Source organism: Billgrantia endophytica (assembly GCF_002879615.1).
In the GTDB taxonomy this organism is placed as follows: Bacteria; Pseudomonadota; Gammaproteobacteria; order Pseudomonadales; family Halomonadaceae; genus Halomonas; species Halomonas endophytica.
The window spans coordinates 17,973-34,241 of sequence record NZ_PNRF01000023.1 but is presented as its reverse complement, the minus strand read 5'-3'; the positions used below and the strand labels follow the sequence as shown (position 1 = coordinate 34,241).

General features: G+C 63.3%; 11 protein-coding genes. 7 read left to right on the top strand and 4 right to left on the bottom strand.

Annotated features, from left to right (window positions below; all coding sequences use genetic code 11):
- The first annotated feature begins 6 nt into the window (after nt 1-6).
- The gene (gene fdhF, locus C1H69_RS11400; RefSeq protein WP_240609914.1) at nt 7-2,877 is read left to right on the top strand and encodes a formate dehydrogenase subunit alpha; all 2,871 of its coding nucleotides are present in this window, start codon (nt 7-9) and stop codon (nt 2,875-2,877) included.
- 126 nt (nt 2,878-3,003) lie between these two features.
- Here fdhF and C1H69_RS11395 read toward each other — a convergent pair whose 3' ends face one another.
- Nucleotides 3,004-4,290 (bottom strand): aromatic ring-hydroxylating oxygenase subunit alpha, encoded by a 1,287-nt coding sequence (locus tag C1H69_RS11395; protein ID WP_102653528.1) that lies wholly within the window; start codon nt 4,288-4,290, stop codon nt 3,004-3,006.
- 300 nt (nt 4,291-4,590) lie between these two features.
- Here C1H69_RS11395 and C1H69_RS11390 point away from each other — a divergent pair, with 300 nt between their 5' ends.
- The gene (locus tag C1H69_RS11390) at nt 4,591-5,697 is read left to right on the top strand and encodes an FAD-binding oxidoreductase (protein ID WP_102653527.1); all 1,107 of its coding nucleotides are present in this window, start codon (nt 4,591-4,593) and stop codon (nt 5,695-5,697) included.
- Nucleotides 5,698-5,878: 181 nt separating this feature from the next.
- Here C1H69_RS11390 and C1H69_RS11385 read toward each other — a convergent pair whose 3' ends face one another.
- A complete protein-coding gene (locus C1H69_RS11385) occupies nt 5,879-7,564 on the bottom strand; it encodes a BCCT family transporter (RefSeq protein WP_102653592.1) in 1,686 nt (561 codons plus the stop codon).
- Between the two features lie 399 nt (nt 7,565-7,963).
- Here C1H69_RS11385 and C1H69_RS11380 point away from each other — a divergent pair, with 399 nt between their 5' ends.
- Together C1H69_RS11380 and C1H69_RS11375 are read left to right on the top strand one after the other, a co-directional pair.
- On the top strand, nt 7,964-9,553 hold the full coding sequence (locus tag C1H69_RS11380) for a peptide chain release factor 3 (protein ID WP_102653526.1): 1,590 nt from the start codon (nt 7,964-7,966) through the stop codon (nt 9,551-9,553).
- 39 nt (nt 9,554-9,592) lie between these two features.
- The gene (locus C1H69_RS11375) at nt 9,593-10,360 is read left to right on the top strand and encodes a TatD family hydrolase (protein WP_102653525.1); all 768 of its coding nucleotides are present in this window, start codon (nt 9,593-9,595) and stop codon (nt 10,358-10,360) included.
- On the opposite strand, the gene ygfZ is transcribed toward C1H69_RS11375, so the two are convergent.
- On the bottom strand, nt 10,357-11,385 hold the full coding sequence (gene ygfZ, locus C1H69_RS11370) for a CAF17-like 4Fe-4S cluster assembly/insertion protein YgfZ (RefSeq protein WP_102653524.1): 1,029 nt from the start codon (nt 11,383-11,385) through the stop codon (nt 10,357-10,359). The genes C1H69_RS11375 and ygfZ overlap by 4 nt on opposite strands.
- A gap of 165 nt (nt 11,386-11,550) precedes the next feature.
- On the opposite strand from ygfZ, the gene C1H69_RS11365 reads away from it, so the two are divergent.
- The 3 genes from C1H69_RS11365 (at nt 11,551) to uvrB (ending at nt 14,278) form a co-directional block, all read left to right on the top strand.
- Nucleotides 11,551-11,748 (top strand): copper-exporting P-type ATPase CopA, encoded by a 198-nt coding sequence (locus tag C1H69_RS11365; protein WP_102653523.1) that lies wholly within the window; start codon nt 11,551-11,553, stop codon nt 11,746-11,748.
- Nucleotides 11,749-11,766: 18 nt separating this feature from the next.
- On the top strand, nt 11,767-12,189 hold the full coding sequence (locus C1H69_RS11360; protein WP_102653522.1) for an OsmC family protein: 423 nt from the start codon (nt 11,767-11,769) through the stop codon (nt 12,187-12,189).
- A 67-nt stretch (nt 12,190-12,256) separates the two neighbouring features.
- Nucleotides 12,257-14,278 (top strand): excinuclease ABC subunit UvrB, encoded by a 2,022-nt coding sequence (gene uvrB, locus C1H69_RS11355; protein WP_102653521.1) that lies wholly within the window; start codon nt 12,257-12,259, stop codon nt 14,276-14,278.
- A gap of 197 nt (nt 14,279-14,475) precedes the next feature.
- On the opposite strand, the gene C1H69_RS11350 is transcribed toward uvrB, so the two are convergent.
- On the bottom strand, nt 14,476-16,263 hold the full coding sequence (locus tag C1H69_RS11350) for a thiamine pyrophosphate-requiring protein (protein ID WP_102653591.1): 1,788 nt from the start codon (nt 16,261-16,263) through the stop codon (nt 14,476-14,478).
- Nucleotides 16,264-16,269 lie beyond the last annotated feature (6 nt).

Sequence of the window (16,269 nt, the reverse complement as noted above, 5' to 3'; positions counted from 1 at the left end):
GCGATCATGACGACGACCGATATGACGACCATGGGCAGCGATGCCGACCACTTTACCCTGACGCTTGACGGTGTCGACGTCACCGCCGCTCCCGGGGAGACTCTGTGGCAGGTGGCCAGGCGGGCGGGCGAGACCATTCCGCATCTCTGCTTCAAGAATGCGCCGGGCTACCGCAGCGACGGCAACTGCCGCGCCTGCATGGTGGAGATCGAAGGCGAGCGCGTGCTGGCGGCGAGCTGCCTGCGTCCGGCCACGCCCGGCATGGTGGTGAAGAGCCTCTCGTCCGAGCGTGCCCGAGTGGCGCGTGAGGGCGTCATGGAGCTGCTTGCCGTGGACCAGCCCGAGCGCGAGACGAGTCCCGACCGGTCCAGCCACTTCTGGGCCATGGTCGACCAGCTCGCCGTCGATGCCGATGCGGTACGCCAGTGGCTGCCGGGACAGGGTGAGCGCAGTCGGCCGGCCGTGCACCATGTCGCCATCCGGGAGGCGGCCGTGGTGCGGGATCGTTCCCACTCGGCCATGGCCGTCGATCTCGGCGCCTGCATCGAGTGCAACCTCTGCGTGCGTGCCTGCCGCGAAGTGCAGGTCAACGACGTGATCGGCCTGGCTCACCGCGGGGCGGCATCGAAGATCGTCTTCGATTTCGACGATCCCATGGGGGAGAGCACCTGCGTCGCCTGTGGCGAGTGCGTGCAGGCGTGCCCCACTGGTGCGCTGATGCCGGCCACGCTGGTCGACGAGGCAGGACGTGGCGACTCCCGGGTGGCGGATCGCCGGGTCGATTCGGTCTGCCCCTACTGTGGGGTGGGGTGCCAGTTGACCTACCACATCAAGGACGACCGGATAATGTACGTCGAGGGGCGGGATGGCCCATCGAACCGGAATCGTCTCTGCGTGAAGGGGCGCTTCGGGTTCGACTACCCCAGTCACCCCGCGCGGATCACCCGGCCGCTGGTTCGCAAGCCAGGGGTGCCGAAGGGGTTGGACCCGGCGTTCGATCCGGCCGCGCCACTGACCCACTTCCGCGAGGCGAGCTGGAATGAGGCGCTGGATATCGCCGCCGATGGCTTGAAGCGGCTCAAGGCCGACCATGGCTCCTCGGCGCTGGCCGGTTTCGGCAGCGCCAAGTGTACCAACGAGGAAGCCTGGCTGTTCCAGAAACTGGTGCGCACCGGTTTCGGCACCAACAACGTCGACCACTGTACCCGACTGTGTCATGCCAGTTCGGTGGCGGCCCTGATGGAGTGCATCGGCTCGGGGGCGGTGACGGCCTCGTTCATGCAGGCGGACAACGCCGATGTGGTGATCCTCACCGGCTGCAATCCGGCCATCAACCATCCGGTGGCGGCGACCTTCTTCAAGCAGGCCGCGAAACGCGGCACCAAGTTCATCGTCATCGACCCTCGTGGCCAGGCGCTGGATGCCCATGCGCACCTCAGCGTGCGCTTCACGCCAGGGTCCGACGTCTCGCTGTTCAATGCCCTGCTCAACGTGGTCGTCACCGAGGGTCTCCACGACGAGGCCTATATCGCCGAGCACACCGAAGGATTCGAAGCGCTCAAGGCCCACGTGGCTCCCATGACGCCCGAGGCCATGACGGCCGCCTGCGGTGTCGATCCCGCCACGATTCGCGAGGTGGCTCGTCTCTACGCCAGGGCGGACAAGGCAATGATCTTCTGGGGGATGGGGATCTCCCAGCATACTCACGGTACCGACAATGCGCGATGCCTCATCTCGCTGGCGCTGGCCTGCGGTCAGACCGGGCGCCCAGGGACGGGGCTGCATCCGCTGCGGGGCCAGAACAACGTTCAGGGTGCCTCCGATGCCGGCCTGATTCCCATGGTGCTGCCCGACTACCAGCCGGTCGGGGATGCCCGGGTTCGTGCCGCCTTCGAGGCGTTGTGGAACAATACGCCGCTGGATGACCAGCCGGGGCTGACCGTGGTGGAGATCATGCATGCCATCCATGACGGCACGATCAAGGGTATGTATATCCAGGGTGAAAACCCGGCCATGTCCGACCCGGACCTCGATCATGCCCGTGCCGCCCTGGGCAAGCTGGAGCACCTGGTGGTGCAGGACCTCTTCGTTACCGAAACGGCGCAGTTCGCCGATGTGATCCTGCCGGCTTCCGCCTGGCCGGAAAAGGAGGGTACCGTCACCAACACCAACCGCCAGGTACAGTTGGGACGTGCCGCCCTGCCGCTGCCAGGGGAGGCGCGCACGGACTGGTGGATCATCCAGGAGATCGCCCGTCGCTTCGGCCTCGACTGGCACTATGATCACCCTCGTGATGTCTTTGCGGAAATGCAGCGTGGCATGCCATCGCTCGATCACATCACCTGGGAACGCCTGGAGCGGGAGGCGTCGGTCACCTATCCCTGCCCGGCGGACGATGAGCCGGGGGCCGATGTGGTGTTCAGCGATGCCTTCCATACCGCGAGCGGCCGTGCCACCTTTTCTCCGACCCTGCCATTGCCCCCGGACGAGCCGATTACCGCCGACTATCCGGTCGTGCTCACCACCGGGCGCCAACTGGAGCACTGGCATACCGGTTCCATGACCCGTCGGGCCCGGGTGCTCGACGACCTGGAGCCGGAGGCGGTTGCTTCGCTGGCGCCGGGGGAGATGCGCCGGCTGGGGGTGGAGCCCGGGGCCGCCATCACCATCACCACGCGAAGGGGGAGCATCACCCTGTCGGTGCGCACCGATCCGGGCATGCCCGACGGCATGGTGTTCGTGCCCTTCTGTTATGCGGAGGCGGCCGCCAACATCCTGACCAACCCGGCGCTGGACCCCTTCGGCAAGATCCCCGAGTTCAAGTATGCCGCCTGCCGGTTGAGTCGCGGGGAGTCGGCGCTGGCGGAGGGCGGCTGACGACAGGAACACCCGACGCATTGAATGCCCAGGCATGGCCAAACACGCGGGGACTCAGGCTCTTGTCGTTGCCGGGCCGCACGCTGGCGGGCCCCGTCAGGCCCGCCAGCAGGCTTGGCGGGTGGATCAGCTTCGAACCACCTGAAGGCTGGGGCTGTCGTGGACCAGGCTTTCCTGCAGTCGTTCGCAGTACCAGTCGATGAAGTCGATGACGCCGAACTCGTAAGTGGGTGAGTAGGGGCCCGGCGAGTAGGCCTTCGAGTTGATGCCGCGCTGGTTCTCCTCGGCCAGTCGCCGGTCCTGCTCGTTGGTGACATCCCAGACGCGGCGCAGTGCGGCGGGGTCATAGTCGACGCCTTCCACCGCATCCTTGTGTACCAGCCACTTGGTGGTCACCACGGTCTGCTGCGGTCCCAGCGGCATGACCCGGAAGACCACGGCATGATCGCCCATGACGTGATTCCAGGAGTTGGGCAGATGCAGGATGCGCAGCGAGCCCATGTCCGGGTCGCTCAGTTCGCCGAGCAGCCGGCGGCAGCCCTGGCTGCCATCCATGGTCATGGAGACGCGTCCTTCGAGCAGCGGCGTTCGGGTCAGGCGGTTCTGGCGGCCGAACCGCTGCAACTGCCAGGGAGCCCCCAGGGTGTTCCAGTCGGCCTGCTTGCGTGCCACTAGCGTCTTGTACGCGTCGGTGGCGCGGGGATCGTCGGTATCGTCGAACTCCTGAAGCGAATTGAGCAGCTCCGGGTGGGCGCCATTGCAGTGATAGCACTCGCGATTGTTCTCGACCACGAGCTTCCAGTTGGCCTGCTCGACGATGGTGGAGGTCACCGCGACCTTGGTGTTCTCCAGGTCATGGGGGGCGACATAGCGCGACAGGCTTGCCAGAAAGCCCTCGATTTCCGGCGGAGTCTCGGCCAGGCAGATGAAGAGGAAGCCACCGGCGTTTCGTACAGAAATGGGGCGCAGCCCGAACTCGGCGAAATCGAAGTCGACGCCCAGGTCGCTCCCGGCAAACAGAAGCCGGCCGTCGAGCTCATAGGTCCATTGATGGTAGTGACAGACCAGCTTGGCGACCTTGCCTCGCTCCTGGGTGCAGAGGCGCGAGCCGCGATGGCGGCAGACGTTGTGGAACGCGTGAATGGCGCCTTCGCCGCCACGCACGATGATGATGGGGTTATCGCCCACGTCGAGGGTGAGGTAGTTCCCCTTTGCCGGGATCTCGCAGGTCATGCCGGCGAACAGCCACTCCTTCTCGAAGATCGTCTCCATGTCGAGGGCAAACAGTCGACCGTCATTGTAGAACGGCTGCGGCAGTGAGAAGCCGGGCCTTCGGGCGAGAAGACGGCCTGCGACATCGTGGCGAATGGCGGACAGCGGATCGTCGAGGGGAGGCGGGGTGATGGCAGACATGTCGCGAAATCCTTTTTTGGGCTAGTGACGGAGTTTCGTGTCGTCCGGGACCATGGAGAGCCCCGGAGGCAAGCGGAGTGTGGTTCAGGGGCGAGAGGTGTCCATGTCTCGCAGCGACGCCAACGGGCGTGGTTACGACCCGCATCCCCAGGTTGCCTGTCACCATCGACCCCTTCAGGCAAGTCGATGTCGCTGCCAGAACAGTGGGTGGAACCCTCCACCCCGCAGAATGCCTTCAGGTGTGGTTGAGTTGCCCGGCGGTGGCTCAGGCATTCTTGCTTATCCTTGGCGAGACGATACATGACAATGAACTTCCTCAATCCTGTCACCACCCAGACATGGACCAACGGACGCCACAGAGTGCGTTGCGTCAAGGTGATCCAGGAAACCTGGGATGTCCGTACCTTTTGCTTCATGTCCGAGCATCCGGTTCTTTTCTTCTTCAAGCCGGGCCAATTCGTGACCCTGGAGCTGGAGATCGACGGAGAGTCGATCATGCGCTCCTACACGATTTCCAGTTCTCCGTCGGTACCCTACAGCTTCTCGATCACGGTGAAGCGGGTGCCCGGGGGCAGGGTCTCCAACTGGTTGCACGACAACCTCTCGGTCAACGACGAACTCGCCGTGCATGGGCCCGTGGGCAACTTCAATGCCATCGACTACCCGGCGGAAAGGGTGTTGATGCTCTCCGGTGGCGTGGGCATCACGCCGCTGATGTCGATGGCACGCTGGTTCTTCGATACCAATGCCATGGTCAATCTGGAGTTCGTGCACAGCGCCCGGACCCCAGGGGACATCATCTTCCACCGGGAGCTCGAACATATCTTCTCGCGCATACCGGAGTTCAAGCTGCATCTGGTCTGCGAGCGCAGCGATGAACTGGGGCTGCCCTGGGCGGGATTTCGCGGTTTCCTGAACCCTGCCATGCTGGCGCTAATGGTGCCCGACTACCTCGAGCGCGAGATATTCTGCTGTGGCCCCACGCCCTACATGAAGGCGATCCGGCAACTGCTGCGAGACAACGATTTCGACATGACTCGCTACCACGAGGAATCTTTTGGGGCCACGCCTCAGGAGGTGCAGGATGAGGCGCTGGAACTGGCCGAGCAGGCAGAAAGTGCCGCCGATGCCATCGAGGCGGCCGACAAGGTGCTGGTCGAATTTCGTGCCACCGGCAAGAGCGTGCGTATCCCGCCGGGGGAGACGGTGCATTCGGCGGCGGCCAGGCTGGGGCTGCATATCCCCAAGGCCTGCGGTATGGGTATCTGCGGTACCTGCCGGGTGGCCCTCGCCTCGGGCCAGGTGGAGATGGAGCACAACGGCGGCATCACCGACGAGGATATCGCCGAAGGCTACATTCTCTCTTGCTGCAGTACGCCGCGGGGAAACCTGGTGGTCGATTTCTGATCCATCCGTGTGACTCCGGCGTTGCGACACCCTGCGTGCCCCGAGACTCTCGGGGCACGCTTCGTGGTGGGGCCGACCCTGTACGGGCCCAAAAGCCCCGCATGCGGGGCTTTTTCAGGTGGCAGCGATACCAAGGGTGGCAGGCGGCCCACCGCGGGCCACCCAAGATCGGACGAGAAGGTCAGGTGACGGTTGGCTTGAGCGCCGGGCGCCCCCGGGGTTCACTCATCAGTCCCTTGACGATCGAATAGCAGCCCACCAGCAGCACCACGGTAAAGGGGAGCCCAGTGGAGACCGCCATGGCCTGTAGCGCCACGAGTCCCCCGCCCAGCAGCAGAGCGATGGCGATCAAACCTTCGATCATGGCCCAGAACACCCTCTGGGGTTTGGGTGCATTGACCTTGCCACCGGCGGTAATGGTATCGATCACCAGCGAGCCGGAGTCCGATGAGGTGATGAAGAACACCACCACCAGCACGATGCCAATGAAGGAAGTGATGGCAGCCAGCGGCAGTTCGGCCAGCATCACGAACAGCTGCAATTCGAGCGTTGCATTCTGGACCCCTTCGAATCCCGATGACACCAGTTGATGAATGCCGGTTCCACCGAAGGCGGTCATCCACAGCACCGACACCAGCGATGGTACCAGCAGCACGGCAACGAGAAACTCGCGCACCGTGCGGCCACGGCTGACCCGGGCGATGAACATGCCGACGAACGGCGACCAGGAGATCCACCAGGCCCAGTAGAAGGCGGTCCAGCCCTGGCTGAAGTTGGCATCCTCACGGCCAAAGGGATTCGCGAGCGCAGGCAGGTGAGTGGCATAGGCCACCAGGCTGTCCAGCACCCCCGTGGCGATCACCAGAGTGGGGCCGGCGGTGATGACGAAGAGCAGCAGCAGGAAAGCCAGCGTCATGTTGAGCTGGGAGAGGCGTTTCACGCCCTTTTCCACGCCGGCGACGACGGAGAGGGCGGCAACCAGGGTAATACCGATGATCAGCAGAACCATGGTCGTATTGCCGCCCGGAATGCCGAACAGGTAGCCGAGGCCGGCGGCGGCCTGGGAGGCTCCGAGGCCCAGTGACGTGGCCAGCCCGAAGAGGGTGGCGAGCACAGCCAGGATGTCGATGACATGACCGGGCCAGCCCCAGATCCGTTCGCCCAGCACCGGATAGAAGATCGAGCGCATGGTCAACGGCAGCCCCTTGTTGTAGGTGAAGATGGCCAATGCCAGGGCCACGATGGCATAGATGGCCCAGGGATGGAGACCCCAGTGGAAGATGGTGGCGGCCATGCTGAGGCGAGCCGCCTCCTGGGCGTTGCCGGCAGCCGCCCCGAGCGGCGCCCAGTCGCTGCGTGCGCCATTCTCCATTGCCGTTCCACCCATGGCGCTGGTGAAGTGCGACATGGGCTCAGAGACCCCGTAGAACATCAGCCCGATGCCCATGCCGGCGGCGAACAGCATGGAGAACCAGGCCATATAGGAGAAGTCGGGTCGGGCGTTCATGCCGCCGATTCGCACCCTGCCCAGGGGCGAGACGATCAGGGCCAGGCAGAGGACGACGAAGATATTCGCCGAGAGCAGGAAGAACCAGGCCAGGTGGCCAGTGAGCCAGTTGAGCAGGCTACTGAACAGGGGCTCCACGTCATTCTGCAGCGAGAGGGTCAGGATGACAAAGAGCAACGTGACCAGGGCGGAAATGCCGAACACCTTGCCATGGATGTCCAGGTTGAGGCGGAACTGGCCGGTGAGATTGTCCTGACCGATCACATAGTCGGTCGCGATCAGGTCGGTGGGGCCTTCGGGGGCCGGAACGCCCTCTGGGCCGGGGCTGCCGGGTAAGGAACCGGAAGTCGTCGATTTCATCATGGGGTCTCCCATTTGTTATTGTTCTCGACCTATCGCAAGGGCGCACTGCTTCCGCCTTCGTATTGCAGACAGGACGAGGGATAGAGGCATATCGTTCAGGGGCTGTCGGGGGTATGAGGGAGTGGTCTGGGTGATATCTCCTCTACGGTGGGCATTGAGCCGTACCAGTATGAGGACATCACCCCTGCCGGGGCTGCTCGTTCAACGACCTGCCCATACCGAAACGCGCCAGGGCTCGATCTTTTCGCCTCCACGGCATGTCGTTGTTTCGCCGCCACTGGCACGGACCCGGCGATTCTGTTCCGCGCCCTACAACTGCCGGCGCCAAAGCCGTAGAATGCGTGCCATTCCATTCACGCACCGTCAGCCGGTGCCATGACGGCGAATTCGAATCCGATGTCAGAAGCCACTCTGGCCCGAGAAGTCGGGCTGCGCAGGACATTTGCTATCATCTCGCACCCCGACGCGGGCAAGACCACCATCACCGAGAAGATGCTGCTGTTCGGCAATGCCATCCAGCTGGCCGGCTCGGTGAAGAGCAAGCGCAACGATCGCCATGCCACTTCCGACTGGATGAAGATGGAGCAGGAGCGGGGCATCTCGGTGACCACCTCGGTGATGCAGTTCCCCTACGGCGGACGCATCGTCAACCTGCTCGATACGCCGGGCCACGAGGACTTCTCCGAAGACACCTACCGTACCCTGACGGCGGTGGACTCGGCGCTGATGGTGATCGACGGGGCCAAGGGCGTCGAGGCGCGCACCATCAAGCTGATGGAAGTGTGTCGTCTGCGCACCACGCCGATCCTCACCTTCGTCAACAAGATGGACCGTGAGACCCGCGATCCGGTCGAGGTGATGGACGAGGTCGAGGAGGTGCTCGATATCCAGTGCGCACCGATGACCTGGCCGATCGGCATGGGACGCAACTTCAAGGGCGTCTATCACCTCTACAACGACGTGATCCATCTCTACACCCAAGGCCAGGGTAGCCGGATCCCCGAGGACAGGCGCATTGAAGGACTCGATAATCCCGAGGTCGACACGGTGCTCGGCGAGGACCTGGCCGAGGAGCTGCGCATGGAAGTGGAGCTGGTGCGTGGGGCATCACACGAGTTCGACCATGATGCCTACCTGCGCGGTGAGCTGACCCCGGTCTACTTCGGAACCGCCATGGGCAACTTCGGCGTGCGGGAGATGATGGATGGCTTCGTCGAGTACGCGCCTCCGCCCCAGCCGCGGGAGACCGATACCCGCAACGTGGAAGCGGCCGATCCCAGGTTCACCGGCTTCGTGTTCAAGATCCAGGCCAACATGGACCCCAACCATCGCGACCGTATCGCCTTCCTTCGGGTCTGTTCGGGCAAGTACGAGAAGAACATGAAGATGCGCCATGTGCGTATCAGGAAGGACGTCAAGATCGCCGATGCGCTGACCTTCATGGCCTCGGATCGTACCCAGGTGGAGGAGGCGTGGCCCGGTGACATCATCGGTCTGCACAACCACGGTACCATCCAGATCGGCGATACCTTCACCGTGGGCGAGGACATGCGTTTCACCGGCATTCCCCACTTCGCCCCGGAGCTGTTCAAGCGGGTCCAGTTGAAGGATCCACTCAAGCTCAAGTCGCTGCAGAAGGGCTTGCAGCAGCTGTCGGAGGAGGGCGCCACCCAGCTGTTCCAGCCGCTGGACAACAATGATCTTGTCCTTGGTGCCGTGGGTACCCTGCAGTTCGACGTGGTGGCCCATCGCCTCAAGGAGGAGTACAAGGTCGACTGTGTCTACCAGCCGGTGAACGTGCAGACCGCGCGCTGGGTCTACTGCGACGATGCCAAGATGCTCGAGGAGTTCAAGCGCAAGGCGAGTAACAACCTGGCGATAGATGGCGGCGGTTATCTGACCTACATTGCCCCTACACGGGTCAATCTGCAGATGACCCAGGAGCGCTGGCCGGATATTCGCTTCGCGGCGACACGCGAGCATTGATCGCCTGGCGCTCTGAAAAAGCGCCAGGGGAGAGCCACCATGCTGATCGACGCCCACTGTCATCTGGATTTTCCCGAGTTCGACGAGGACCGCGAGGCGGTGTTCGAGCGGGCGAGGGCGGCCGGTGTGGGACACTTCATGGTGCCCGGAACCACGCGTGAGCGCTGGTCAGGCGTGCTGACGCTGGGTGAGCGGGACGATGTCAGTATCAGTCTGGGGCTGCACCCCTATTTCATGCAGGATCATCAGGAAGGGGATACCGAGGCGCTGGCGCGGGTGCTCGATGAGCACCCCGAAGTGAGGGCGCTGGGCGAGTGCGGCATCGATGCCCGCTTCGAGGAGAGCCTGGATGCCCAGTGGGAGCTGTTCAACGCCCAGCTGCGCCTGGCCAAGTCGCGCCAGCTGCCGGTGGTGATCCACTGCGTACACGCCAACGACAAGGTTTCCAAGCGGCTGCGTCAGTTGGACATGCCTGCCGGAGGCTTGATCCATGCCTTTGCCGGTTCGCCGGACCAGGCCTGGAAATTTCTCGACCTCGGCTTCGTGGTTGGCCTGGGTGGCGCCGTGACGTATGAGCGTGCCCAGCGGCTGTGGCGTGCGGTAAGGAGCCTGCCCCGGGATGGCTTCGTGCTGGAAACCGACAGCCCCGATATGCCGCCATGTGGCCATCAGGGGCAGCGTAACGAGCCGGCACGCATCGGCCGGATCTGCGAGATGGTGGCAACACTGCGCGGCGAGACGCCGGAGGCGATTGCCGCCCAGAGCACGGCCACCGCGAGTCGCCTCTTCGGCCTGGATCTCGGCTAGGCCAGGCTTTCCGGATCCAGCCGTTCGATGGAGTAGGGAAGCTTCAACAGCTTGGCCGGCTGCCCGCCGACGCTCAGCGGTCCGAGGCCCTCCCTGGTGCTGGCTACCGCCAGTATCTCGGGCTGGCCGTAGGCGTCCATTTCGGCGGCCAGCACTTCGCCCTGGGACTTGCCGTTTTCGTCGAGCAGGGGGGTGCCGAGTGCCGGCACCCTATCTCCCTCCAGTTGGGCACGTATCAGGCGTTTCTTGACCTGGCCGCGGAAGTGGGCACGTGCCACGACCTCCTGCCCGGTATAGCAGCCCTTCTTGAAACTGATGCCGCCCAGGGCCTCCCAGTTGATCATCTGGGGCAGCAGGGCGTCCTCATGCCTGGGTGTGAGCCAGGCAAGCCCGGCCTGGATGTCATGCAGGCACCAGATCGCATTGCCGACGGGCATGGCTTGAGGAACGAGTCCGGAGAAGACTTCTCGCGCTGTCGTGGCGGGCAGGCAAGCCAGCAGCCGAGGCTGTAACCCCGGGTGTGCCAGGAGTTGAACCGCGTCATGGCTAGCCTGGTGCCAGACCGCTGGCGGCACCGTGTCGAACCGAACCTCGGCCAATGCATGGGCCTCCCTGCCGATCAGCCCGATCAAGGCCAGGTCGTCACGAACCTTGAGCTCGGACTTGTAGAAGGGGGCGAATTTCTTCAGATGATCGCGCAGCGTTTCGATCAGGCCGCGGTGCATGATCAGGCGGTAGTGGTCGGGGGCGATTCGCAACAGTTGGGCATTGGCCAGCATGCGGCCCTTTGGGGTACAAAAGCAGGTTGGGGGGGCGAAGTCACCATTGGCAAGATCCACCTGGGCGCTGGTTTGGCCCTGCAGGAACTTCCCGGCACCTGGGCCGATCACGTCGAGCACGCCCAGATGGACGAGCGGCGTGACGGCAGTGGCCTCCAGTGCCTGCCTGGCCTGATCGCTGGTGTCGAAGTCGACCCGATCCTCGCTGTTATGCCGCCCGTCCAGGGCAGTAATCCAGTCACTCATTGCCTGTGGCTCCAGGTGCATCATGTCGGGAATATCAGGGGGTTGTATCACCTTATGGTATGCGGGCGAAGGGCGGGGATTGCAAGTCTCTGTCGCCCGGTGGGTGGCATGCTAAACTCGCTTTTCGACATGTGCGCCCCCTTACCGCCGGATCAGGAGTGACGTATGGCACAGCAATCGCTGAGCTTTCGAGGCGTGGAGAATGCCGATCAGGTCAACCGCATTACGACGGCGTTGATGATGCTGGATGGCGTCGAGTCAGCCGAGGTTGGTCGCCATGGCGCCGACGTGGAAGGTCGCGTTTCGCGCGAAGCACTGATCAAGGCGGTACAGTCGCTCAAGCTTCCCATCGACGTACAGTAATCCAGCCGAGGTCAGACAATGAAGAAGACCATTGAAGTCATCAGCGAACGCAACAGCATCTTTCGCCAGCGGGTCGAACTCGATGGTTTCGATGATCTCTACGTCGACGTGCCCAAGGCTTTCGGCGGCGAGGGCGGCGCACCGGATCCCCATGACTACTTCGACCTCTCCCTGGGTGCCTGCAAGGCGATTACCGCGCAGATGTACGCCAAGCGCAAGAAATGGCCCCTCGAGCGTATTGCCGTCGTGATCAATCGCGATGACAGCGAGGAACGGAAGGGTACCTATCGACTCGAAGTGGTGATGACCTTTCACGGTATCGACGACCCTGAGCAGCGCGCGCGGCTCGAGGAGATCAGTCACAAGTGCCCGATACACCGCCTGATGACCAGTTCCACGGTAGAGGTCACCACCCGCACCGCCGATGTCGCAGAGGTGTGAGCCGTCGGCAGGTCGGCATCGTTTCACCCAGGCGCCGCTTCGGCGCCTGATGCATTCCGGAGCTGCCATGAGCAAGTCGTTTCGCCTTCAGTCCAATTTCCAGCCGGCCGGTGATCAGCCCGCGGCCATCGAGGGCCTGATCAATGGCCTGGAGTCGGGGCTGACCCACCAGACCCTGCTGGGGGTGACCGGCTCAGGCAAGACCTTCACCATGGCCAACGTGGTGGAGCGGCTGCAGCGGCCGACCATCGTCATGGCTCCCAACAAGACCCTGGCCGCACAGCTCTATGGTGAATTCAAGTCGTTCTTTCCCGACAACGCCATCGAGTATTTCGTCTCGTATTACGACTACTACCAGCCCGAGGCCTATGTGCCGTCTTCGGATACCTTCATCGAGAAGGATGCCTCGATCAACGAGCATATCGAGCAGATGCGCTTGTCCGCCACCAAGGCCCTGCTCGAGCGCCGCGACGCCCTGATCGTGGTGTCGGTGTCGGCCATCTATGGCCTGGGCGATCCAGACCAGTACCTCAAGATGCGGCTGCACTTCACTCGCGGCGAGCTGATCAACCAGCGTGATTTCCTGCGCCGGCTCGCCGAGCTGCAGTACACCCGCAACGACATGGATTTCCGGCGCGGCACCTACCGCGTGCGTGGCGACGTCATCGATATCTATCCCGCCGACTCCGACGAGGAGGCGGTACGTGTCGAGCTGTTCGACGATGAAATCGACACCATCAGCCTGTTTGATCCGCTGACCGGTGAGGTGCGTGGCAAGGTCCCGCGCATGACCATCTATCCCAAGAGCCACTACGTGACACCACGGGAGACGATTCTGGCGGCGGCGGACAGGATCAAGAGCGAACTGGTCGAGCGCCTGGACTGGCTGCGCAAGCACGACAGGCTGGTGGAGGCCCAGCGTCTGGAGCAGCGCACCCTCTACGACCTCGAGATGATGAACGAGCTGGGCTACTGCAACGGTATCGAGAACTACTCGCGCTATCTCTCGGGCCGTGCACCGGGCGAGCCGCCGCCCACGTTCTTCGATTACCTGCCGGCGGATGCGCTGCTGTTCATCGACGAATCCCATGTCAGCGTTCCCCAGGTGGGCGGGATGTACAAGGGTGACCGATCCCGCAAGGAGACGCTGGTGGAGTACGGTTTCCGCCTGCCGTCGGCCCTGGACAACCGGCCGATGAAATTCGAGGAGTGGGAGCGTATCTGCCCCCAGACCATCTTCGTCTCGGCCACGCCGGGCCCCTACGAGGCGGCGCATGCCGGGCAGCTCGTCGAGCAGGTCGTGCGTCCCACCGGCCTGCTCGACCCCGAGCTCGAGGTTCGCCCGGCCTCCACCCAGGTGGACGACCTGCTATCCGAGATACGGTTGCGCGCCGGTGTCGGCGAGCGCGTTCTGGTCACGACGCTGACCAAGCGCATGGCCGAGGATCTGACCGAGTACCTGGATGAACATGACGTGCGCGTGCGCTACCTGCACTCCGACATCGATACCGTGGAGCGGGTGGAGATCATTCGCGACCTGCGTCTGGGCAAGTTCGATGTCCTGGTCGGCATCAACCTGCTGCGTGAAGGGTTGGACATCCCGGAAGTCTCACTGGTGGCGATACTCGATGCCGACAAGGAAGGCTTCTTGCGCAACGAGCGCTCCCTGGTACAGACCATCGGACGGGCGGCACGTAACGCCCATGGCAAGGCCATTCTCTATGGCGACCGGGTGACCGACTCGATGCGCCGGGCCATGGAGGAAACCGAACGTCGCCGAGCCAAGCAGATGGAGCATAACGCAGCGCATGGCATCACCCCCACCACGGTGACCCGGTCGGTGGCCGATATCCTGGAAACCTCCCAGACTCCGGGCAAGAAGGGCAGTCGTAGGCGTGGCGAGAGGCAAGTGGCGGAAGGCGCCGCGGTCTACGACCTCACCGCCCTGTCGCCGACCGAACTGGTGAAAGAGGTGTCGCGCACGGAAGATGCCATGTTCGAGGCGGCCCAGAACCTGGAGTTCGAGGAGGCGGCGCGTCTGCGTGATCGGTTGCATGAGCTCAAGGAGCGGCAGCTGGCGCTGGGATAGGGTACCGTTGATGGTATGCTGTGCTGCGGCTGGGTTACGTGGATCGCTCGAGGCATTTCCGGCGGCTCTACCTGTTTCCTGCCTGCCAGATGGGCTGAGATGCGACTTGGGCACGGAAATATACCGTTATCATGCTAGTAGCAAAAACAGTACGGAAGAGGCTCTCAGGGGAGCGCCTTTTCTCGACGTCCCGGCTCCTAGCGCTTGCGCTTGAACAGGGACCGTCCCATCTGCTTGGCGGATAGCTTGGCGGCGTGGATGCCGGAAGAATCGCCCTTGACGATCGAAGCCATGTAGTTTTTTGCCTGCTCGAATTCGATATGTGGCGGCAGGGGAGCGATGTCGGGGTCGGTGTAGGCGTTGATGACGACGGGCCTGTCGGCAGCAAGGGCCTCCTCCCATACCCGGTCGACATCGTCCTCGTGCTCCATGCGCAGGCCTCGGAAGCCGAGGAGCTCGGCGTACTGGTCATAGCGGAACTCGGGAATATCCTGCGACGTATCGAATTTTGGGTCGCCTTCCATGACTCTCTGCTCCCAGGTCACCTGGCTCAGGTCATGATTGTTCAAGACCAGGATGATGCAGCGCGGGTCTTCCCACTCCTTCCAGTACTTCGCCAGCGTTATCAGCGCCATATTGCCAAGCATCTGCATGGCGCCATCACCGACCATGGCGATCGCGGGCCGATCGGGATGACAGAACTTGGCCGCCAGCAGGTAGGGCACCCCGTTGCCCATCGAGGCCAGCCCACCCGAGACGGAACCAAGCATTCCCTGACGGATCTTCAGGTTGCGCGCATACCAGTTGGTTGCCGTTCCCACGTCGCACGCCAACATCACCTTGTCCGGCAGGCGTGGCGACAGGCTCTGGAAGACATGCTGCGGGTTGATCGGTGAGGCTTCCGTTGTGGCTCGGGCCTCTAACACGTCCCACCAGTCATCGATCCATGTCTGGACCTGCCTGCGCCATCTGCGGTTGGATTTCCTCTTGAGTCGCTGGGCAAGGGCGCTCAAGGTTGGCCCGGCATCACCATGCAGGTTGATCTCGGTGGGGTAGCGTACCCCCAGCGCTTCGGGCGCGACATCGATCTGGATGGCGCGTGCCTGGCCGGGCTCAGGCAGGAACTCGACATAGGGAAAGCGCGTACCGACCATCAGGAGGGTGTCGCACTCCTTCATCATCCTGTCACTGGCTTCCGTGCCCAACAGGCCGATGGAGCCGGTGACACCCGGCAGGTCATCGGGGATCATGGTCTTGGCCAGGATCGCCTTGGCAATGCCGGCGCCAGTCAGCTCGGCCACCTGAAGCAGTTCATCGACGGCATGCTTGACGCCGGCGCCGGCGAGTATGGCCACTCGCTTGCCCTTGCCGAGTATTTCCGCCGCGGCATCGAGATCGACGTCTTTTGGCACCTGATGGGGGAAACGATAGCCGACACCGGAGAAGACCGCGCCATGTTCCATGGGGGGATCCTTCATGGGAAGATCCTGGACATCGTTGGGCAGGATCACGCAGGTCACGGTGCGACGGGAAATGGCGATACGCATGGCCTGGTCGATGACGTGCCGTGCCTGGGCGGGCTCCGTGACCATCTGGACGTATTCACTGGCCACATCCTTGAACAGGGACATGAGGTCGAGTTCTTGCTGATAGTCGGTTCCCAGGCTCATGCGGGCCTGCTGGCCGACGATGGCCACGGCGGGCATATGGTCCTTTCTGGCATCGTAAAGGCCATTGAGGAGATGGACGGCCCCGGGCCCCGACGTGGCGACGCAGACTCCGACCCGATCACTGAACTTGGCATGGCCGCAGGCCATGAAGGCGGCCACCTCTTCATGGCGGGGCTGGATCAGGCGAGGGGCGCCCTCGACGCGTCGCAGTGCCGACATGACGCCATTGATGCCATCGCCGGAATAGCCATACAGACGCTCGACTCCCCACTCTTTCAAACGAGAAACGATAAAATCGCTGACGTTGGGCTGCATGATCAT